The sequence below is a fragment of the Streptomyces sp. NPDC050508 genome (assembly GCF_040655155.1).
Taxonomy (GTDB): Bacteria; Actinomycetota; Actinomycetes; order Streptomycetales; family Streptomycetaceae; genus Streptomyces.
On record NZ_JBFAJJ010000008.1, the window covers coordinates 248,175 to 267,888 of the forward strand.

Genomic DNA, 19,714 nt, shown 5'->3' on the forward strand with positions numbered 1-19,714 from the left:
GCATGGACACGAGCGGAACGTTGGAAGAGGCATTCGAACGGCTGCACTCCACCGGACCCGAGCGCGAGGGGTGGCTCAGCAACCACGCCCCGATGGTCGCCGAGGCGCTCGCCGCACACGGGCAGGCGGGGGCCGTCCACCGCTGGCTCGACCTCTACCGGGACAAGCTGGAGGACTTCCCCGATCCGGTGGCTCCCGTGACGGACGCCAACTGGCCTGCCGCGCTGGGCGATTCACGCCGGGCCGCCGACTGGATCGGCTACTTCTCGCGGGCCCTCGCCGAACGGCCCTGGCAGGACGTGCTCGCCGTGTGGTGGCCGCGGCTGCTGCCCGGGATCGCTGCGGGAGCGACGCATCCGGTCATCCGCGTCGGGCATGCCGTACGGGCCCTCGGCGTGGACGAGAACGAGCCCCGTCGTACCGAACTCGCCCACGGGCTGGGTTATTGGGCGGCGCGGCACCAACCTGTGGCCGGCATCGCGGCGTTGCCCGCCGGTCCCACCGCCGCCGGTGCCCTCGACGCCGTGCCGCCGATCGCCGGAGGGGTGGTCGGCTTCCGGGCCCGGCTGGACGCCGTACGTCAACTGCCCGTCTGGGCGGGTGAGGTGACCGAGCCGGACGCGGCGCGGGAGCGGCTCACCGAGCTGGTGCGCGCCGCCACCCATCGCTATGCCACCCACGGTCACGGCGAGCCGACCATGCTGGTGCACGCGGCAACGGCCCCCAACGCCGTCCTGCGCGCCCTGGACGCGCTCCCCCGCGAGCTGTGGGCACCGAGCCTGCACGCGGCGTGGACGGCGTCCGCGGCGGTCACCGCGATGTACGCCCCGAAGGAGGCGATCGACTACGTTCCGCCCGTGCGGCTCTCGGCCGAAGAGGTGATGGAGCGGGCCCTGGAGCATGGGGACGAGCACGTGATCAAGTTGACGGACACGGCCCTGGATGTCGGGGACGAGCAGGCTCTCGCCGCCGCTCTGCGGGCCGTGGAGATCAGCGTGCCCCTTGTCCGAGGGCAGGCCTGAACGTGTTGCCAGGTACGCACATCGGTCAACGGCGCCGTGCCGGACGGTCTATCGTGTCCGCATGTCCGTGCCCGAACTGATCCGTATCGTCTCCCGCGACTCGCCCATGGCGCTGGCCCAAGTGGAGCGTGTACGCGCCGAGTTGGCCGTCCTTCATCCGCACGTGCGCACCGAAGTCGTGCCGGTGAAGACGACCGGTGACAAGTGGATGGGCGATCTGGCCCTGGTCGAGGGCAAGGGGGCGTTCACCAAGGAGGTGGACGCCGCGCTGCTCGCCGGTGAGGCGGATCTCGCCGTGCACTGCGTGAAGGACGTGCCCGCCGACCGTCCGCTGCCCGCCGGTACGACGTTCGCCGCGTTCCTGAAGCGCGACGACATCCGCGACGCCCTGGTCCACCCGGGCGGGCTGACCCTCGACGAGCTGCCGGCCGGGACGCGGATCGGCACCTCGTCGGTCCGGCGGGTCGCGCAACTCGCCGCCACGCACCCGGAGTTGGAGTGCGTACCGTTCCGCGGCAACGTCAACCGGCGGCTGGAGAAACTGGCGGCGGGTGAGGCCGACGCGCTGCTGGTCGCGATGTCCGGCCTGGACCGCATCGACCGGCGCGACGTGATCAGCGAGGTGCTGTCCCCCGAGGTGATGATGCCGCCGATCGGCGCGGGCATCCTCGCCCTGCAGTGCCGCGAGGGCGACACCGACGTCATCGACACGGTCAGCGCGCTCGGTCACCCGGAGACGCATCGCGAGGCGACCGCGGAGCGCATGTTCCTGCACGTCCTCCAGGGGCACTGCAACAGCCCGATCTCCGGGTACGCGCAGGTGGACCGGAGCGGTGAACTGTCGCTGCGCGCCTGTGTGTTCACCCCGGACGGCAAGACCCGGCTCAACGCCCACGAGTGGGCGGGCCGACTGGACCCGGCGACGCTCGGCACGTCGGTGGCGGTGGCGCTGCTGCGGCAGGGTGCCCGGGAGATCATCGACGGCATCCCGCACTGACCCGGGAGTCTCAGGGGGTGCCGGGTTCCGCCTGGTCCCTGAGGAAGTTGCTCACCTGGTGTGCCAGGCCGTCCCGCCCGGCACAGGTGGCGACGGTCTCCTCGCACAGCCCGATGCCGCCCGCCCACAGGCGCCGGTCGGTCCACTCCTCCTCGACCCGCAGCTGGACCTGCACGTCCACCTGCGTCAGGGAGGCCTCGGGACCGGCCGCGTACACGACGGCGGTGGCGCGGCGCAGCGGATGGACGTCGAAGCCCTCGATGAACTGCGAGCTGCGCCAGTCGATGAAGGCGCTCTCGCCGTCCGGGCCGACCCTGACGTCGATCTGGCCGTCCTCCAGGTGGATGCCGTAGTGCCGCGCGCCGCGGTTCTCGACGGTGACACGGAGCGTGAAGTAGGTCAGCCCCTCGGCGGCGTCGTCGCGTCCGCGTGGCGGCTCGGCGGCGGCCAGGCTGTGGACGCGGACACGCAGACCGGCATGTTCGTCGTACTCGTGCCAGTCCCCGACCACGTTCGGCTCGTACACAGTGCACCCTCTCGACCTCAGAGAGCTGCTTCCTATCTGTGTGCTCAGCGCACTGTCAAATGAGCAGAATGCGCTGTGGCCAGCGTTTTCGTCCGCTTGATCACTGATCAAGCCGTGCGCAGGAAGAATCCGCGTTCCGGCCGCCGAACCGCAGTCGCGGGCGTGCCGCACATCACGTCCCCGGCAAGATCAGCGGGCCAGCCGTCCCAGCAGGGAGGACGCGGCGGCGATACCCAGTGCGGCGGCCACCAGCAGGACGGCGAAGTCGGTGCCCAGATGGGCCGGGGTGCCGAGCAGCAGCCCGCGCAGGGCGTCCACTTCGTAGCTCAGAGGGTTCGCCTTGCTCACCGCCTGGAGCCAGCCCGGCATGATCGCCACCGGGTAGAGGGCGTTCGATCCGAAGAACAGCGGCATGGTGATCGCCTGCCCGAAACCCATCAGCCGGTCCCTGCTGAGCACGATGCCGGCGATGGTCATCGACAGGCACGAGAAGAAGGCCGAGCCGAGGATGACGATCGCCCCGACGCCGATCAGCTTCAGCGGGTTCCAGGTCAGCGCCACTCCGAGGATCGCCGCGATGGCCACCACGACGACGGCCTGGATCAGCGACTTCACACCGGCCGCGAAGGCCTTGCCGGTGATCAGTGCCGAGCGCGGGGTGGGGGTGACGAGGAGCTTGTTGAGGATGCCCGCGTCGCGTTCCCAGATGATCTGGATGCCGTAGAAGATGGCGATGAACATCGCGGACTGGGCGATGATGCCCGGGGCCAGGTAGTCGATGTAGGGGATGCCGCCGGTGGGTATCGCCTTGATGCGGGTGAAGGTCTGGCCGAAGATCAGCAGCCACAGGGCGGGTTGGACGGCGCGGGTGTACAACTCGGTGCGGTCGTGGCGGAGTTTCTGGAGTTCGACCGCGCACATCGCGATGACGCGGGCGGGTATCAGTCGCCAGCCTGCCCGGGGTTGGGGCGGGGTCAGGAGAAGGTTCAGGTCGTTCTCAACGGCGGGGTCAGCCGACGCGGTTCGCGGTGCGGCGGGTGCTTCGGACATCGCGGAAACCTCCTGACTGGTCTTCGAGACCGCTGCCGGCCATGTCCCGGAAGACGTCTTCGAGAGTGGGCAGCGGATCGGTGGCGGGCGCTCCGTCGGCGCGCCGGCGTTCGCCGAGGCCCTCGCGGAGCTGCTCCGGGGTGCCCAGGGCGCGGATCCGGCCGCGGTGCATCAGGCCGACGCGGTCGCAGTACTGGTCGGCCTCGTCCATGTAGTGGGTGGTGACCAGGACGGTCATGCCGGTGGCCTCGCGCACGGCGTTGATGTGCTCCCACACGCTGGTGCGGGCGATCGGGTCGAGGCCGATGGTGGGCTCGTCGAGGATGAGCAGGCGGGGCGCGCTGACCAGGGCCTGCGCGAGTTCGAGGCGGCGGACCATGCCGCCGGAGTAGGTGTTGGCGAGCCGGTCGGCGGCGTCGGTGAGGTCGACCGCGCGCAGCGCCTGGGCGACGCGTGCGGCGCGTTCTTTGCGCGGGACGTCGAAGACGCGGGCGAAGAGAGCGACGTTCTCGCGGCCGGTGAGCCCGCTGTCGGCGGACAGTTGCTGCGGGACGTAGCCGAGCATCCGCCGTACGGACATCTGCTCCTTGGCCGTGTCGTGGCCGAAGACGTGGACCATGCCCGCCGGGACCGGCAGGAGGGTGGTGATACAGCGGATGGCCGTGGTTTTTCCGGCGCCGTTGGGGCCGAGCAGTCCGAAGACCTCGCCCTCCCCCACGGACAGGTCGAGCCCGTCCACCGCGGTCGTCTCGCCGAAGGAATAGGCGAGCCGGGTGCAGCTGACGGCCGCGGACCGCCCGGTGGCGGTGTCGGTGTGCGTCGTCATGACTCCTCGGCCTCCTCGTGCAGATTGACGGCCAGTTGGAGCAGGGCCGGGATCGCCGCGCGCAGCGCGTCCCGGTCCGCCTGGTCGAGACGGTCCACCTGTCCTCGTACGAGGGCCGCGCGCCGTGCGTGCCAGTCGCCGAGGCGGGTCTTGGCCGTCTCGGTGAGCTGGAGGCGGGCGGCACGCCGGTCGGCGGGGTCCGTCTCGCGGATCATGAAGCCGTCCCGGACGAGCTGGTTGACGAGCGTCGACACCGAGTTGCTCGCGAGGAACAGCTCCTTGGCCGCGTCCGAGATGCCGATTCCGGGCCGGACCTCGACCAGGCGCAGCAGCTCCACCTCGGCGCCGCGCAGTCGCGGCATGGTCATCTCGCTGCGCAGTCGCCTGCGGATCAGCCGCTGGACACCGACGAGCGCGTCGGCCAGCTCTTCCGGGAAGTTCTCCGTCTCCACATGCGGAGATTACCTCTTTAGCAGAGGTAACTAACCCAAAAGGATGGTCAAGACCCGTGCTCGGGAGGCAGCGGGACCGCTTCCGGTTGGACACTGGGTGGAGACCGGTGGCCGCCGGTCCACGAGATCGGAACGCGACTGCCATGAACCACGACTGGAATCCGTCCCCCGGTGAGCCGGACGCCGTCTCCACGCGTTCGGTGTTCGGCGCCCCCTGCTGGGTGAGTCTCACGAGCCGTGACGTGGAGACCACGGAGGCGTTCTACGAGGCCGTGTTCGGCTGGAAGTGGCGCTCGGCCAGCCTCGGCGACCGCTTCCGGATCGCCACGGCGAACGACACTCCGGTGGCCGGCCTGGCCGCGGTCGCCTCCATGTGGCAGGTCGCGGTGGCCTGGACGCCGTACTTCGCCGTACCCGACGCGGATGTGGCTGCGGCCCGGGTCCGGGAGCGCGGCGGCACGGTCGCCGTGGGACCGCTCTCCTTCCCGCCGGGCCGCGCGGCCCTGCTCGGCGACCGGGACGGCGCGACCTTCGGGGTCTGGGAGGGCGACCTCGTGCGCGGCTGGGAGACCTGGCGCCGCTCGGCCCCGGCCTTCGTCCGGCTCCGCACCCGCGACGCCTTCGACGCGGCGATCTTCTACGGCGAGGTCCTCGACTGGGCCTCGGCGGACCCGGCGAGCTGCGAGGTCCAGTACGAGGGCGGCGAGGTCGTCCTGCGCAGCGGCGGGAACGTCGTGGCCCGCATCGAGTCGGGCGCGTTGGAGGCGGCCCCCGACCCGACGGTCCGGCCGCACTGGCAGGTCCACTTCGCGGTCTCGGACATCAGGTCGTGCGCACGGGCCACGGAGACGTACGGCGGGAGTGTCCTGCGGGAGAACCGCACCGAGGCCGTCCTGCGCGACCCCGACGGCGCCCGCTTCACGGTCACCTCGCGCGACGCCCCCTGACCTCGCCGCCCTGCCTGGCGGGCCGCGACAGCAACACCAGACTGCGCGCCGCTACGGCCATCTCGGTGCCGGCCTTGTGTTCCGTCTCGTCCGGGGTGCCCTGCGGCTCGGCGGTGTCGATCAGGGTCGTCCAGCGCTCGCCGTAGGTGACGTCGGGGAGACGGAAGTCGACGGGCTCCCAGTAGCTGTTGAGCAGGAGCAGGAACGAGTCGTCGACGACGGGCCCGCCGTGCGGGTCGCGTTCGGCGATGGCGTCGCCGTTGAGGAACACGCCCACGCAGTGCGCGTCGGAGCGCTGCCAGTCCAGGTCGGCCATCTCGCGCGCGTCGGGCAGCAGCCACACCAGGTCGGGCAGCGGCTGTCCGGCGTGCACGGCGGTCTCGCCCCGGAAGAACCGGCGGCGCCTCAGCACCGGATGCGCGGCGCGCAGCCCGATGACATACCGCGTGAAGTCGGCGAGTTCACGCTGCTCGGCGCTCAACTCCCAGTCGATCCAGGAGACTTCGTTGTCCTGGCAGTAGGCGTTGTTGTTGCCGCCCTGCGTACGGCCCAGTTCGTCGCCGTGGCTCAGCATCGGGATGCCCTGCGAAAAGAGCAGCGTGGCAAGGAAGTTGCGCTGCTGACGCGCACGCAGCTCCAGCACGGCGGGATCGTCCGTCTCCCCCTCGACTCCGCAGTTCCAGGACCGGTTGGTGCTCTCACCGTCCCGATTCCCTTCCCCGTTGGCCTCGTTGCGCTTGTCGTTGTACGAGACCAGGTCGCGCAGGGTGAACCCGTCGTGCGCGGTGACGAAGTTGACGCTGGCGCGCGGTCGGCGCCGACTGTGCTGGTACAGGTCGGAGGACCCGGTGAGCCGGGACGCGAACTCGCCGAGCGTGTGCTCGCCGCCCCGCCAGAAGTCCCGTACGGCGTCCCGGTACTTGCCGTTCCACTCCGACCACAGCGGCGGGAAGTTGCCCACCTGGTAGCCACCCTCGCCCACGTCCCACGGTTCGGCGATGAGTTTGACGCGGCTGATCACCGGGTCCTGCTGGATGAGGTCGAAGAAGGCCGACAGCCGGTCCACCTCGTGGAACTGCCGGGCCAGCGTGGCCGCGAGGTCGAAGCGGAAGCCGTCGACGTGCATCTCGGTGACCCAGTAGCGCAGCGAGTCCATGATCAGCTGAAGGACGTAGGGGTGCCGCATCAGCAGGCTGTTGCCGGTGCCCGTCGTGTCGTAGTAGTGGCCCCAATCGCCGTCCACCAGACGGTAGTAGGAGGCGTTGTCGATGCCGCGGAAGGACAGGGTGGGGCCCTTCTCGTTGCCTTCGGCGGTGTGGTTGTAGACCACGTCGAGGATGACTTCGAGCCCGGCGGCGTGCAGCGCCTTCACCATCGACTTGAACTCGGTGACCTGCCGCCCGCGTTCACGGTGCGCGGCGTAGGCGTTGTGGGGCGCGAAGAAGCCGATGGTGTTGTAGCCCCAGTAGTTGGACAGGCCGCGGTCCTGGAGCACCCCGTCCTGCACGAACTGGTGCACCGGCATCAACTCGACGGCGGTCACCCCGAGTTGGACGAGATGCCCGACGACGGCCGGGTGCGCGAGTCCCGCGTACGTCCCGCGGAGTTCCTCGGGGACTTCCGGGTGGGTGCGGGTCAGCCCCTTCACATGCGCCTCGTAGATCACGGTGTCGGCGTACGAGCGTCGGGGCGGCCGGTCGTCGCCCCAGTCGAAGGCCGGGTCGGTGACCACGCCGAGCATGCCGTGCCCGGCGCTGTCACCAGGTGCCGGGCCGGCCGAACGTTCGTACAGTGAGGGGTCGTTGTCGATCTGTCCGTCCACCGCCCTGGCGTACGGGTCGAGGAGCAGCTTCGCCGGGTTGCAGCGGTGTCCGGCGGCCGGAGCCCACGGACCGTGCACCCGGTAGCCGTAGCGCTGTCCCGGCCCGACGCCCGGCAGATAGCAGTGCCACACGAAGCCGTCGGCCTCGGTGAGGCGGATGTCGTGGTGTCGGCCGTCGTCGCCCACGAGGACGAGGTCGACGCGTTCGGCGACCTCGCTGAACAGGGCGAAGTTGGTGCCCGTCCCGTCGTATGCGGCCCCCAAGGGAAAGGGGTGCCCGTTCCAGACGGGCACCCCTTTCCGGGACGGGCGCGCGGTCACTTGGCGTCCTCCAGGACCCCGTGCGTCGGGCGGGCCGGCAGGGCGGCCGGTACCTCGCGGGGAAGTTGGAGCGTCTCCCGCAGGCGCGGCGCGGGCGTCCTGGGGACGCGCGGGACGCGTTCGCCGCTGCGGGCGCGCTGCGAGAACCAGATGACCTTGCTTCCGGTGTCGGTGGCGCAGCAGCCCCAGCCGTCGCTCATCGCGGCGATCCGGGCGAGGCAGGCGCGCAGGTCCTGGTCCGGGCGCAGATCGCGGTCGTTGTCGCCGATGGCGGTGATCAGGTGCTGGCCGTTCCACCACAGCTCTATGGACGTCTGCTTGTCCGTGGCGTGCTCGTCGATGGCCCGCAGCAGCAGCTCGGCGCCGCGACAGACGGGCTCCACGAGGATCTCCAGGTCCCACAGCCGGAGGTGGGCGGCCAGGATGCGCCTGACCTGCCCGACCCGTTCCGGACTGACGTCCACATCGAGGTGGTAGTAGCACGGCACTGCGGTCTTCATCTTCGTTGGCTCCTCACCGGCGAAGCTTTCACTTCACCTCTGCCCCTGCGGGGCCCGGCCCCGAACACGAAGCGTGAGCACTGATCGCTTCTGAGTCAGCTCCAGAGTGCGAGCGCTAGGCCATTCGTGCAACACGAGCGACGAGTGAGGTAGTTGAAGAACCAACAAGACGCTTGGTCATCACCTGTGCACCATGAGTGAAAGCCTCGACTGCCGTGACGGAGCCATGACGCTCCGGGCACGGCCGCCACCCGACGGTCGGGAACCGCGGTCCGCCGAGGCGAAAGGTGAACAGCGCCATGCTGCTACCCGCCAAAGCCGAAGTCGCCCGCCAACTGCGGCGCTATCGGGCGTGGGAACGCGTGATGCTCGCGTCGCCGGGCGACCGGACGGTGCGGGCCACCTTCGAGGACTCGGGCTACACCTTGTGCGTGCTGATGGGCGAACGCTGCGCGCGCGAGGCCGCGGAAGCCGCCGAACGCTATCTGCGCGGCAGCCAGGGCACGTACCAACAGGAGCAGAACGCCCGCCCCCGTACGACGACCGTCGTGCACCGCGGGCCGCCCGTCGCCGTCGACCGGCGTTCCCCGGCGGGAAGGTAGTCCCCCTTCCGGCGCAGCTCGCACCCACGGCCGGGCGAACAGCCCGGCCTCCGGCACGACGGAGGTGAGACCCATGAACGCGACCCCGGCAGCCATCGGCCGCATTCCGGTACGTGACGTACGCCCAGCCGTGGAGAGCGGCGCGCGCCCCGCGAAGGCGGTGGTCGGCGAGACGTTCGAGGTCACCGCCACCGTGTTCCGCGAGGGCCACGACACGATCGGCGCCAACGTCGTCCTCTACGACCCGGACGGCCGCCCGGGTCCATGGACCCCGATGCGCGAACTCGCCCCAGGCAGCGACCGCTGGGGCGCCGAGGTCACCCCGACCACGACAGGCCGCTGGTCCTACGTCGTGGAGGCCTGGGGCGACCCCATCGCGACCTGGCGCCGGGCGGCCCGCATCAAGATCCCGGCCGGCATCGACATCGGCCTGATGCTGGAGGAGGGCGCGGAGCTGTACGCCCGAGCCGCCACCGGAGTGCCGGACGTACCGGCCCGCGCCACGGTGCTGGCCGCCGCGGAGACGCTGCGCGACGACACGCTGCCGGTGGGGACACGGTTCGTGGCCGCGTTGACGCCGGAGGTGGAGGGGGTGTTGGAGCGATATCCGTTGCGGGAGTTGGTGACGGCCTCCGAGCCCCGGCCGCTTCTCGTCGAGCGGGAACGGGCGTTGTACGGCGCCTGGTACGAGTTCTTCCCGCGCTCCGAGGGGACGGTCGAGATCCCGCACGGCACGTTCCGTACGGCCGCACGGCGGTTGGACGGCATCGCCGCGATGGGCTTCGACGTCGTCTACCTGCCGCCGATCCATCCGATCGGGAGCACCTTCCGCAAGGGGCCGAACAACACCCTGTCCGCGGGGCGTGAGGACGTCGGCGTCCCGTGGGCGATCGGTTCGCCGGAGGGCGGCCACGACGCGATCCACCCCCAGCTGGGCACCCTGGAGGACTTCGACGCGTTCGTCGCCCGGGCCGCCGAACTGGGCATGGAGATCGCGCTCGACTTCGCCCTCCAGTGCTCGCCGGACCACCCCTGGGTGGACAAGCACCCGGAGTGGTTCCACCACCGCCCGGACGGGACGATCGCGTACGCGGAGAACCCGCCGAAGAAGTACCAGGACATCTACCCGATCGCCTTCGACCGGGACCTCGACGGCCTGATCACCGAGACCGTCCGGGTGCTGCGGCACTGGATGGACCACGGGGTGCGGATCTTCCGCGTCGACAACCCGCACACCAAGCCGGTCATGTTCTGGGAGCGGGTGATCGCGGACATCAACGGCACCGACCCGGACATCATCTTCCTGGCCGAGGCCTTCACCCGCCCCGCGATGATGCACACCCTCGCGCAGGTCGGGTTCCAGCAGTCGTACACCTACTTCACCTGGCGCAACACGAAGGACGAACTCACCGAGTACCTGAGCGAGTTGTCGGGCGAGGCGGCTGCCTACATGCGGCCCAACCTCTTCGTGAACACCCCGGACATCCTCCACGAGTTCCTCCAGGACGGCGGCCGACCCGCCTTCGAACTACGAGCGGTGCTCGCCGCGACGCTCTCCCCGACATGGGGTGTCTACAGTGGCTACGAACTATGTGAGAACGCCCCTCTCCGGCCAGGCGGCGAGGAGTATCTCGACTCGGAGAAGTACCAACTCCGCGCCCGCGACTGGGAGTCCGCCGAGCGAGAAGGACGTAGCATCGCGCCATTGCTGGGCAAGCTCAACGACATCCGGCGCCGTCACCCTTCGCTGCACCAGCTCAGGAATCTCCGCTTTCACCGGACGGACAACGACGCGCTGATCGCGTACAGCAAGACCACGGGCGTGGACACGGTTCTGGTGGTCGTCAACCTTGATCCGCACCACACCCAGGAGGCCACGGTCTCGTTGGACATGCCGCAACTCGGCCTGGAATCAAACGAATCCATGTCGGTGTACGACGAACTGACCGGTGAGTCCTATCAGTGGGGCAGGACCAACTATGTGCGCCTGGAACCCGGTCGGGCACCCGCGCACGTGCTCCACGTCCGGCGGTCCACTCAGAGCGGAGGGTCAAGAGCTTCATGACAGTCAACGAACCGGTCCACGACACCTTCGAGGACACTCCCGCCAAGGACCGGGACCCCGAGTGGTTCAAACGCGCCGTCTTCTACGAGGTCCTGGTCCGCTCCTTCCAGGACAGCAACGGCGACGGCGTCGGTGACCTCAAGGGCATCACCGCCAAACTCGACTACCTCCAGTGGCTCGGCGTCGACTGCCTCTGGCTGCCCCCCTTCTTCAAGTCACCGCTGCGCGACGGCGGTTACGACGTCTCCGACTACACCGCCGTCCTCCCCGAGTTCGGGGATCTGGCCGACTTCGTGGAGTTCGTCGACTCCGCCCACCAGCGGGGCATGCGGGTCATCATCGACTTCGTCATGAACCACACCAGCGACCAGCACCCGTGGTTCCAGGAGTCCAGGAAAGACCCCGACGGGCCGTACGGCGACTACTACATGTGGGCCGACGACGACAAGCAGTACCCCGACGCCCGCATCATCTTCGTCGACACCGAAGCCTCCAACTGGACCTTCGACCCGGTCCGCAAGCAGTACTTCTGGCACCGCTTCTTCTCCCACCAACCGGACCTCAACTACGAGAACCCGGCCGTCCAGGAAGAGATCCTGGCCGCCCTCCGCTTCTGGCTGGACCTCGGCATCGACGGCTTCCGTCTCGATGCCGTCCCCTATCTCTATGCGTCCGAGGGCACCAACTGCGAGAACCTGCCCGCCAGTCACGACTTCCTGAAGCGCGTCCGCCGAGACATCGACGCGATGTATCCGGACACCGTGCTGCTGGCGGAGGCGAACCAGTGGCCCGAGGACGTCGTCGACTACTTCGGCGACTACCAGAGCGGCGGGGACGAATGCCACATGGCATTCCACTTCCCCGTGATGCCTCGCATCTTCATGGCCGTACGCCGCGAATCCCGCTACCCCGTCTCGGAAATCCTCGCCAAGACCCCCGCCATTCCCTCGGGTTGCCAGTGGGGCATCTTCCTGCGCAACCACGACGAGCTGACCCTGGAAATGGTCACCGACGAGGAACGCGACTACATGTGGGCCGAGTACGCCAAAGACCCGCGTATGCGCGCCAACATCGGAATCCGCAGGCGCCTGGCCCCCCTGCTCGACAACGACCGCAACCAGATCGAACTGTTCACAGCCCTGCTTCTCTCCCTCCCCGGCTCGCCGATCCTCTACTACGGCGACGAGATCGGCATGGGCGACAACATCTGGCTCGGCGACCGCGACGCCGTCCGCACCCCCATGCAGTGGACGCCCGACCGGAACGCGGGCTTCTCCTCCTGCGACCCGGGCCGTCTCTTCCTGCCGACCATCATGGATCCCGTCTACGGCTATCAAGTCACCAATGTCGAGGCGTCGATGTCGTCGCCCTCGTCGCTGCTGCACTGGACCCGCCGCATGATCGAGATCCGTAAGCAGAACCCGGCGTTCGGCCTCGGCTCGTACACGGAACTGCCCTCGTCGAACCCGGCGGTGATCGCGTTCCTGCGCGAGTACGAGGACGATCTCGTCCTGTGTGTGCACAACTTCTCGCGGTTCGCGCAGCCGACGGAACTGGACCTGCGGGAGTTCGACGGCCTGCATCCCGTGGAGCTGATCGGCGGGGTGCGGTTCCCTGCCATCGGTGAACTGCCGTATCTGCTGACGCTCGCGGGGCACGGCTTCTACTGGTTCCGGCTCTCGCGAGCCGCTTCCCGCATCGGCCGACGACTTTGAGGATGTGCCGGAGAAAGGACGCGTCACCATGCCGAAGACCGCACCCCTCCGACTGAGCAGCCCTGGCGTCGACAGGCCTCCGGCCACGCTCGCCGGGCTGCTGCGCGAATGGCTGCCCGGGCAGCGCTGGTTCGCCGGCAAGGACCGGCCGGTGGCCGACCTCGATGTGCTGTCCACGACGGAACTCTTCCCGGGCTGCCTTCATCTGCTGGTCCACGCCTCGCATACGGCGGTTCCCTCGCCGGGTGGCGCTCCCCCGCCCGGCGATTGCTATCAACTCCTGCTCGGCGTAAGGGAACACGTCTCCCCGCGCCTCGCTCGTGCCTACATCGGCCGTGTGCAGGAAGGTCCGTTGGCCGGGCTCGCGGTCTACGACGCGCTGCAGGATCCTCGGTCGGCGGAGCTGCTGTTGGAGCGGCTGCGCCATCCTGGTGCGGCGGGTCCCCTGCACTTCGAGGCGGACCCGTCGACGTCCGTGCCCGCAGGACTCTCGCCTCGGCTGCTGGACGCCGAGCAGTCCAACTCCTCGCTGGTGTACGGCGATCGGTTCATTCTGAAGGTGTTCCGGCGCATCCAGCCGGGCGTCAATCCGGATCTGGAGCTGCCGGGGGCGCTGGCCGCGCAGGGCTGCAAGCGGGTCCCGGCGCCGGTGGCGTGGTTCCGGACGGCGGAGCCGCGGGCCGCGACGCTCGGTGTGCTCCAGCCGTTCCTTCCGGATGCCTCCGACGGCTGGGCGCTCGCGCTGCGCGCACTCGCCGACGGTGACGAATTCACCACCGAGGCCTATGAGTTGGGGCAGGCCACCGCCGATGTCCATCTCGCGCTGGCCGCGGCCTTTCCGGCCGACGGCCGGCCCCTCGCCGAGAACGACCGTACGGCGGCTGCGATGACCGAGCGTCTGGAGGCCGCCGCGCATTCCGTGTCCGCGCTGCGGCCGTTCGTGCCGGGGCTGCGGACCGCGTTCGGCGGGCTCGTCGGCCGCGATGCCGGGCCGCCCGCCCAGCGCATCCACGGCGATCTGCATCTCGGGCAGGTGCTGCGGGCGGGCCGCGACTGGTTCGTCATCGACTTCGAGGGCGAGCCGTCCAAGCCGTTGGCCGAGCGGCGCAGCGCGCAGTCCCCGGTGCGGGACATCGCGGGCATGCTGCGTTCCTTCGACTACGCGGCCCGGCAGCGCCGCCCCTGGCGCCCGGAGTGGGCTCGCCGCTGCCGGGAGGCGTACTGCGCGGGCTATGCGGCCCGGGCCGGCTGGGACCCCCGCGCCAAACACGCCCTGCTCCGCGCCTACGAGACGGACCGCGCGGTCTACGAAGTGCTGTACGAGGCCAGGCACCGTCCGGACTGGCTTCCCGTACCCATGGCGGCGATCGAGCGTCTCGCCGTCCGAGGAGGTTGAACTCCGTGGCCCTGCGCGACACTTCACCTCAGGAGGCGGGCGGTCCGCCTTCGACCGCCGGCCCGGAGACGGGCGAACCGACCGGACCCACCGCACCGGAGACGAGCGGCTCGCCCACGACCGTTCCGGTTCCCTTGGGCGCGGGTTGGCCGATGGCATCCGCCTCCTTGGACCCGGCCGACCGCGACCGCCTGCTCGCGGGCGCCCACCACGACCCGCACGCGCTGCTCGGCGCGCACCCGGTGCCCGGCGGGATCGCGTTCCGGACGCTGCGTCCGTACGCCCGTGCCGTGAGCGTCGTGATCGACGGTTTCCACAGCCCGCTCACCTCGGAAGGGGGCGGCCTCTTCTCCGGAGTGCTGCCGTTCGACGCAGTCCCGGCGTACACGCTGCTGGTGTCGTACACCGAGGGCGACGAGCACGAGGCCGACGACCCGTACCGCTTCCTCCCCGCCCTCGGCGACCTCGATCTGCACCTCATCAGGGAGGGGCGGCACGAGGAGCTGTGGAAGGCGCTCGGCGCGGAGCCGATGACGCACGGCGGGGCGACGGGCACCCGTTTCACGGTGTGGGCGCCGAATGCCCAAGGAGTGCGCGTCGCCGGGGACTTCAGCTCCTGGGACGGGACGGCTTTCCCCATGCGGTCACTCGGCTCGTCCGGGGTGTGGGAGCTGTTCCTGCCGGGTGTGGGCGAGGGCGCGCGCTACAAGTTCGAGATCACCTCCCGGGGTGGCGAGCGCTTCCTCAAGGCCGACCCGATGGCACGTCGCACGGAAGTACCGCCCGCCACGGCATCCATCGTGACGGCCTCGCACTACGAGTGGGGCGACGAGGACTGGCTCGCACGGCGCACGGAGACCCCGGTCCACGAGGCGCCCTTCTCCGTCTACGAGGTCCATCTCGCCTCCTGGCGACCTGGCTTGACGTACCGTCAACTCGCTGTCGAACTCCCTGCGTACGTGAACGAACTGGGCTTCACCCATGTTGAGTTCATGCCGGTCGCCGAGCATCCCTTCGGCGGTTCCTGGGGCTACCAGGTCACCGGCTTCTACGCCCCGACCGCCCGCCTCGGCACCCCCGACGACTTCAAGTTCCTCGTCGACGCGTTCCACCAGGCCGGTGTCGGCGTGATCATGGACTGGGTTCCGGCTCATTTCCCCAAGGACGACTGGGCGTTGGCCCGGTTCGACGGGGAGCCGCTGTACGAGCCGGGGGACGCGCGGCGGGCCGAGCATCCGGACTGGGGGACGTACGAGTTCGATCTCGGGCGGACCGAGGTGCGCAACTTCCTTGTGGCGAACGCCGTCTACTGGTGCCAGGAGTTCCACGTCGACGGCCTGCGCGTGGACGCGGTCGCCTCGATGCTCTACCTCGACTACTCACGCGACTCGGGCCAGTGGACCCCGAACGTCCATGGCGGGCGCGACGACCTGGACGCGGTGGCCTTCCTCCAGGAGATGAACGCGACCGTGTACCGCCGGGTGCCCGGTGTCGTGACGATCGCCGAGGAGTCGACCGCCTGGGACGGGGTGACGCGGACGACCGACACCGGCGGGCTGGGCTTCGGGTTGAAGTGGAACATGGGCTGGATGCACGACTCGCTCGACTACATGTCGCACGAGCCCGTCCACCGCAAGTTCCACCACCACGAGATGACGTTCTCCATGGTGTGCGCCTACAGCGAGAACTACGTCCTCCCCATCTCCCACGACGAAGTAGTCCACGGCAAACGCTCATTGGTGTCGAAGATGCCCGGCGACTGGTGGCAGCAACGCGCCAACCACCGCGCCTACCTCGCCTTCATGTGGGCCCACCCCGGCAAGCAACTCCTCTTCATGGGCCAAGAGTTCGCCCAGGGCGCGGAGTGGTCCGAAACCCACGGCCCCGACTGGTGGCTCCTGGACCCCGCTTACGAGGCCGCACCCGATCACCGGGGCGTCAAGGACCTCGTCCGCGACCTCAACACCGCCTACCGGGCGACCCCCGCCCTCTGGCAGCGTGACACCGACCCCGGCGGCTTCCGATGGGTGACGGGTGACGCGGCCGAGGACAACGTCTTCGCGTTCTTGAGGTTCGATGCCGATGGCTCGCCGCTCCTCGCGGTCAGCAACTTCTCTCCGGTCGTGCGGCACGACTACCGCCTCGGTGTCTCCGGCGAGATTCCCGCCTGGCACGAGACCCTCAACACCGACGCCGCGGTCTACGGCGGCAGCGATGTCGTCAATCCCGACCCGGTCAAACCGGAGGACGGCCACATCCGGCTCACGCTCCCGCCCCTCGCCACGGTGTGGCTGACACCGGGGTGACATCCTGCTCGTATGTCTACCCCCATACGCCCTGACACCACCGCTGCCGCACCCCAAGTAGCGGGCCTGCACCTGGAGTTGCGGGGCGTCACGCAGGAAGTGCGGGCCGCCGGACGGGTGCTGGACGAGGTGTCGTTCGAGGTCGGCGCCGGGCAGCTGACCGTGATCGCGGGCAGCAGCGGTGCGGGCAAGACGGTGCTGTTGCAGACCCTCGCGGGACTGCAGAGCCCGACCGCGGGGGACGTACTGCACGACGGTGCCCGACCGGGGCCGCCCGGGCCGGAGTTCGGGTTCGTGCCGCAGGAGGATGTCATCCACCGTGAGTTGCCGTTGCGGCGCACGCTGGAGTTCGCGGGGCGGTTGCGGATGCCGGGTGAGGCGGTTCCGGCGCGGGTGACGGAGGTGCTCGACGTCCTCGGGCTGGCTCAGCGTGCCGACACTCCCGTGCGCGCGCTGAGCGGCGGAGAACGCAAACGGGCTTGTATCGCCGCCGAGTTGCTCACCCGGCCCCGGGTGCTCTTTCTCGACGAGCCCACCTCCGGCCTCGACCCGGTCACGGGGGCCGCCCTGTTGGCCACCCTGCGCGCGCTCGCCGAGGCCGGTACCACCGTCGTACTGACGACCCATGTGCTGGCCGATCTGCCGCGCTGCGATCAGGTCGTGTTCCTGTCTCCGGGTGGGGCGGTCGCGTTCGTGGGGCGGCCGGACGCGCTGCTCGGAGCGTTCGGTGCGGAGACGGCGGAGGACGTGTACGCGGCGGTGGCGGACGGGAAGCGTGCCGAGCGGGCCGCCGCGGTGCCGCGTGCGGAGCGGGTACCGGCGCCTCTCGCCCAACTCCCGCCGCGCGTCGGTGCCGTACGCCAGTGGGCGCTGCTGACCCGTCGTACGACGGCCCTGTTGGTGCACAACTGGCTGTCGGTCGCCGTGTTCGTGGGTTCGCCTGTGATGATCGTGGCGATGTTCGCGGTGCTGTTCCGGGCGGGTGCGTTCGATCCGGCGGCGCCCGATCCGGGGTCCACGGCGATGATCATGTTCTGGATCGCGTTCGGGGCGTTCTTCTTCGGGCTGACGTACGGACTGCTGCAGATCTGCACGGAGTTGGCGGTGCTGCGCCGTGAGTGGCTGGCCGGGGTGCGGATCGGTCCGTACGTCGCGTCCAAGCTGACGACCGTCCTGCCGGTGCTGGCCGCGGCGGACGCGCTGCTGTTGGCGGTGCTGCGCGCGCTGGACCGGCTGCCGGCGGCGGGCTGGGACACGTACGCCTCGCTGTTCCTCACCAGCGTGCTGGCCTCGGCCGCCGCACTGGCCCTCGGGCTGCTCACCTCGGCCGCGGTCACGGATCCGGGCCAGGCGACCCTGATGCTGCCGTTGCTCTGCTTCCCCCAGGTGCTGTTCTCGGGGGCGTTCGTGCCGGTGCCGCGGATGGCGTCGGCCGGGGAGGCGATCAGCTGGGCGATGACCAACCGCTGGGCGTTCGAGGCACTGGGCGGTGCGATCGGCCTGGAGAGCCTGTGGCGCGACGGCAACTCCCCTGCGGGACCACCGCTGTTGCGGTCGTACGGGGACTCGTTCGCGCATCCGGCCGGGCGCGGCTGGCTGATCCTGGCCGGGTTCGCCGTGCTGTTTCTCGCGGCGACCTGGGTGGTGCTGGTGCGCAAGTGCCGTCAGGGGGTGGCCGCGGCGCGCTCCGGGCGGTGAGGCGTCACGCCGTCGCTCAGCACCCTGCCCGGTCCGCGAGGCCCGCCACCGTCGGTACGCGGTCGCGGTAGGTGTCCGCGACGAACTCCAGAAACGTTTCCACGTCCTTGGGCTGCGAGGGGACGCCCACCGAGACCCGGACGGCGCCTGCGGACGGCAGCCCCAGTACGTCCAGGTAGTCCTCCAGCGAGCCCAGCGGTTTACGGGCCGCCGAGCGCAGGCTGCGCAGGGGCAGGGCGAACACGGCTTCCCCGGCGCCCGGGTTGCAGAAGCAGCCGAAGCGGAGCGATATGCGGCGCTCGGCGCTGTCCTGGGCGACGACCCGTTCGTCGATCACCCGGCCGTCCACGCCGAGGAGGTTGAGTGCGACGGTGCCGCCGCGTGCGGGTCCGCTGTCGGTGGGGCCGTAGACCCGCACCATCGGGGAGCCGTCGCTGTGTCGCAACTGGGCCACTCCCGCGAGGAGTTGGCCGGTCAGTCGGGCCACGTGGTCGTGCACCCGGTCCATGCCGATGGCGTCGATCCACTCCAGGCCTGCCGTGATGTCCGGTATGGAGAGGAAGTTGACGGTGCCGTCCTCGAAGGCCGCCTCGCCGTCCGCGAGGACGTGCCACTGCGCCTGGGCGCTCGCGGCGTAGATGGTGCCGCCGGAGAACCAGGGCCGGCGCAGCCGGGCGAGTGCCTCGCGGCGGACGATCAGGCTGCCTATGCCGGTGGGGTAGCCGAACACCTTGTACCAGCTGACCACGGTGAAGTCCGGGTGGTGGTGGGAGAGGTCGAGGGGGTTGGCCGGTACGAACGCGGCGGCGTCCAGCAGGACGTCGTAGCCGTGTTCCTGGGCTGTGGCGATCCAGTCCAGGGAGTGCCGTACGCCGGTGAAGTTGCTCTGCGCCGGATAGGCGAGCAGTCCGCGGCGGCGTCTGCGGGCCGTGAGCGCGGTGCGCAGCCGCTCCTCGTCGATGGCCAACTCCTGGCCGTGGATGGGGACATACTCGGTCCTGGCGCCGCCGGCGCGGGCGTACTCCCGTAGTCCGTTCACGGAGTTGTGGTTGTCGAGCAGCATCAGGAGCCTGCTGCCTGGTGCGAACGGGTACGACTCGCCGACCAGGCGCAGTGCGGCCGTCGCGTTCGCGGTGAACACGACCGTGTACTCCGCCGGGTCCGCGTGGAAGTGCCGCAGCACCGTGGCGCGGGCTTGGGCGAGCAGGTCACCCGAGGCCCGGGAGGCGGGGCTCTCCGAGTGGGGATTGCCGAAGACGCCTCCCGTGATCCGCTCTGCGCTGGCCCGGACCAGGGAACTCGGGGCGAGTCCCGCGCCCGTGTAGTCGAGATAGGTGTGGCCTTCGGCGTCCAGACAGCCGAAGTCGCGTGCCCTCAACTCGCCGAGATCCACCGCGCTCACGTCCTCGTACCCCCCGCTTCGCCAGGTCTGTTCCACTCAACCACCAAACTCCGCAAGGGCACTTCCC

General features: G+C 69.9%; 16 protein-coding genes. 9 read left to right on the plus strand and 7 right to left on the minus strand.

Annotation, left to right across the window (positions count from 1 at the left end; genetic code table 11):
- Positions 1–2: 2 nt before the first annotated feature.
- Positions 3–1,022: a questin oxidase family protein gene (locus tag AB0I69_RS24255; RefSeq protein ID WP_363097749.1), complete on the plus strand. Its 1,020-nt coding sequence runs from the start codon at positions 3–5 to the stop codon at positions 1,020–1,022.
- A gap of 61 nt (positions 1,023–1,083) precedes the next feature.
- The gene (hemC, locus tag AB0I69_RS24260) at positions 1,084–2,019 is read left to right on the plus strand and encodes a hydroxymethylbilane synthase (protein ID WP_363097750.1); all 936 of its coding nucleotides are present in this window, start codon (positions 1,084–1,086) and stop codon (positions 2,017–2,019) included.
- 10 nt (positions 2,020–2,029) lie between these two features.
- Here hemC and AB0I69_RS24265 read toward each other — a convergent pair whose 3' ends face one another.
- From AB0I69_RS24265 to AB0I69_RS24280, 4 genes are all read right to left on the minus strand, one after another.
- On the minus strand, positions 2,030–2,545 hold the full coding sequence (locus AB0I69_RS24265) for a hypothetical protein (protein ID WP_363097751.1): 516 nt from the start codon (positions 2,543–2,545) through the stop codon (positions 2,030–2,032).
- 189 nt (positions 2,546–2,734) lie between these two features.
- Positions 2,735–3,595: an ABC transporter permease gene (locus AB0I69_RS24270; protein ID WP_363097752.1), complete on the minus strand. Its 861-nt coding sequence runs from the start codon at positions 3,593–3,595 to the stop codon at positions 2,735–2,737.
- Complete coding sequence (locus AB0I69_RS24275) at positions 3,555–4,421, minus strand: ATP-binding cassette domain-containing protein (RefSeq protein ID WP_363097753.1); 867 nt, start codon at positions 4,419–4,421, stop codon at positions 3,555–3,557. Before AB0I69_RS24275 ends, AB0I69_RS24270 begins: the two co-directional genes overlap by 41 nt.
- Positions 4,418–4,873 (minus strand): MarR family transcriptional regulator, encoded by a 456-nt coding sequence (locus tag AB0I69_RS24280; RefSeq protein ID WP_363097754.1) that lies wholly within the window; start codon positions 4,871–4,873, stop codon positions 4,418–4,420. Before AB0I69_RS24280 ends, AB0I69_RS24275 begins: the two co-directional genes overlap by 4 nt.
- Positions 4,874–5,016: 143 nt before the next feature.
- Here AB0I69_RS24280 and AB0I69_RS24285 point away from each other — a divergent pair, with 143 nt between their 5' ends.
- Entirely contained in the window at positions 5,017–5,820 is an 804-nt protein-coding gene (locus AB0I69_RS24285) for a VOC family protein (RefSeq protein ID WP_363097755.1), read from the plus strand.
- On the opposite strand, the gene glgX is transcribed toward AB0I69_RS24285, so the two are convergent.
- Together glgX and AB0I69_RS24295 are read right to left on the minus strand one after the other, a co-directional pair.
- Complete coding sequence (gene glgX, locus AB0I69_RS24290; protein WP_363097756.1) at positions 5,798–7,963, minus strand: glycogen debranching protein GlgX; 2,166 nt, start codon at positions 7,961–7,963, stop codon at positions 5,798–5,800. The two genes, AB0I69_RS24285 and glgX, sit on opposite strands and share 23 nt — an antisense overlap.
- Positions 7,960–8,463 (minus strand): pep a2, encoded by a 504-nt coding sequence (locus AB0I69_RS24295; protein WP_363097757.1) that lies wholly within the window; start codon positions 8,461–8,463, stop codon positions 7,960–7,962. Before AB0I69_RS24295 ends, glgX begins: the two co-directional genes overlap by 4 nt.
- Before the next feature lie 299 nt (positions 8,464–8,762).
- Between AB0I69_RS24295 and AB0I69_RS24300 the strand changes: the two genes are divergently transcribed.
- From AB0I69_RS24300 to AB0I69_RS24325, 6 genes are all read left to right on the plus strand, one after another.
- The gene (locus AB0I69_RS24300; RefSeq protein ID WP_363097758.1) at positions 8,763–9,065 is read left to right on the plus strand and encodes a DUF5133 domain-containing protein; all 303 of its coding nucleotides are present in this window, start codon (positions 8,763–8,765) and stop codon (positions 9,063–9,065) included.
- A 73-nt stretch (positions 9,066–9,138) separates the two neighbouring features.
- Entirely contained in the window at positions 9,139–11,130 is a 1,992-nt protein-coding gene (locus AB0I69_RS24305; RefSeq protein ID WP_363097759.1) for an alpha-1,4-glucan--maltose-1-phosphate maltosyltransferase, read from the plus strand.
- Positions 11,127–12,845 carry a maltose alpha-D-glucosyltransferase gene (gene treS, locus AB0I69_RS24310; RefSeq protein WP_363097760.1) on the plus strand — a complete coding sequence of 573 codons (1,719 nt, stop codon included), beginning with the start codon at positions 11,127–11,129 and terminating at the stop codon, positions 12,843–12,845. Before AB0I69_RS24305 ends, treS begins: the two co-directional genes overlap by 4 nt.
- Before the next feature lie 28 nt (positions 12,846–12,873).
- Positions 12,874–14,241 (plus strand): maltokinase, encoded by a 1,368-nt coding sequence (locus AB0I69_RS24315; protein WP_363097761.1) that lies wholly within the window; start codon positions 12,874–12,876, stop codon positions 14,239–14,241.
- A gap of 152 nt (positions 14,242–14,393) precedes the next feature.
- Positions 14,394–16,547 (plus strand): 1,4-alpha-glucan branching enzyme, encoded by a 2,154-nt coding sequence (gene glgB / locus AB0I69_RS24320; protein WP_363097762.1) that lies wholly within the window; start codon positions 14,394–14,396, stop codon positions 16,545–16,547.
- 12 nt (positions 16,548–16,559) lie between these two features.
- Positions 16,560–18,245: an ATP-binding cassette domain-containing protein gene (locus AB0I69_RS24325; RefSeq protein WP_363097763.1), complete on the plus strand. Its 1,686-nt coding sequence runs from the start codon at positions 16,560–16,562 to the stop codon at positions 18,243–18,245.
- A 16-nt stretch (positions 18,246–18,261) separates the two neighbouring features.
- On the opposite strand, the gene AB0I69_RS24330 is transcribed toward AB0I69_RS24325, so the two are convergent.
- Positions 18,262–19,647, minus strand: a complete 1,386-nt coding sequence (locus AB0I69_RS24330; protein WP_363097764.1) for an aminotransferase class V-fold PLP-dependent enzyme — start codon at positions 19,645–19,647, stop codon at positions 18,262–18,264.
- Positions 19,648–19,714 lie beyond the last annotated feature (67 nt).

What these genes read in the sequence shown, in the direction of transcription:
- AB0I69_RS24255 (WP_363097749.1), top strand. Translation starts at nt 3, where the DNA reads ATGGACACGAGCGGAACGTTGGAAGAGGCATTCGAACGGCTGCACTCC.
- hemC (WP_363097750.1), top strand. Translation starts at nt 1,084, where the DNA reads ATGTCCGTGCCCGAACTGATCCGTATCGTCTCCCGCGACTCGCCCATG.
- AB0I69_RS24270 (WP_363097752.1), bottom strand. Translation starts at nt 3,595, where the DNA reads ATGTCCGAAGCACCCGCCGCACCGCGAACCGCGTCGGCTGACCCCGCC.
- AB0I69_RS24275 (WP_363097753.1), bottom strand. Translation starts at nt 4,421, where the DNA reads ATGACGACGCACACCGACACCGCCACCGGGCGGTCCGCGGCCGTCAGC.
- AB0I69_RS24285 (WP_363097755.1), top strand. Translation starts at nt 5,017, where the DNA reads ATGAACCACGACTGGAATCCGTCCCCCGGTGAGCCGGACGCCGTCTCC.
- AB0I69_RS24295 (WP_363097757.1), bottom strand. Translation starts at nt 8,463, where the DNA reads ATGAAGACCGCAGTGCCGTGCTACTACCACCTCGATGTGGACGTCAGT.
- AB0I69_RS24300 (WP_363097758.1), top strand. Translation starts at nt 8,763, where the DNA reads ATGCTGCTACCCGCCAAAGCCGAAGTCGCCCGCCAACTGCGGCGCTAT.
- AB0I69_RS24305 (WP_363097759.1), top strand. Translation starts at nt 9,139, where the DNA reads ATGAACGCGACCCCGGCAGCCATCGGCCGCATTCCGGTACGTGACGTA.
- treS (WP_363097760.1), top strand. Translation starts at nt 11,127, where the DNA reads ATGACAGTCAACGAACCGGTCCACGACACCTTCGAGGACACTCCCGCC.
- AB0I69_RS24315 (WP_363097761.1), top strand. Translation starts at nt 12,874, where the DNA reads ATGCCGAAGACCGCACCCCTCCGACTGAGCAGCCCTGGCGTCGACAGG.
- glgB (WP_363097762.1), top strand. Translation starts at nt 14,394, where the DNA reads ATGGCATCCGCCTCCTTGGACCCGGCCGACCGCGACCGCCTGCTCGCG.
- AB0I69_RS24325 (WP_363097763.1), top strand. Translation starts at nt 16,560, where the DNA reads ATGTCTACCCCCATACGCCCTGACACCACCGCTGCCGCACCCCAAGTA.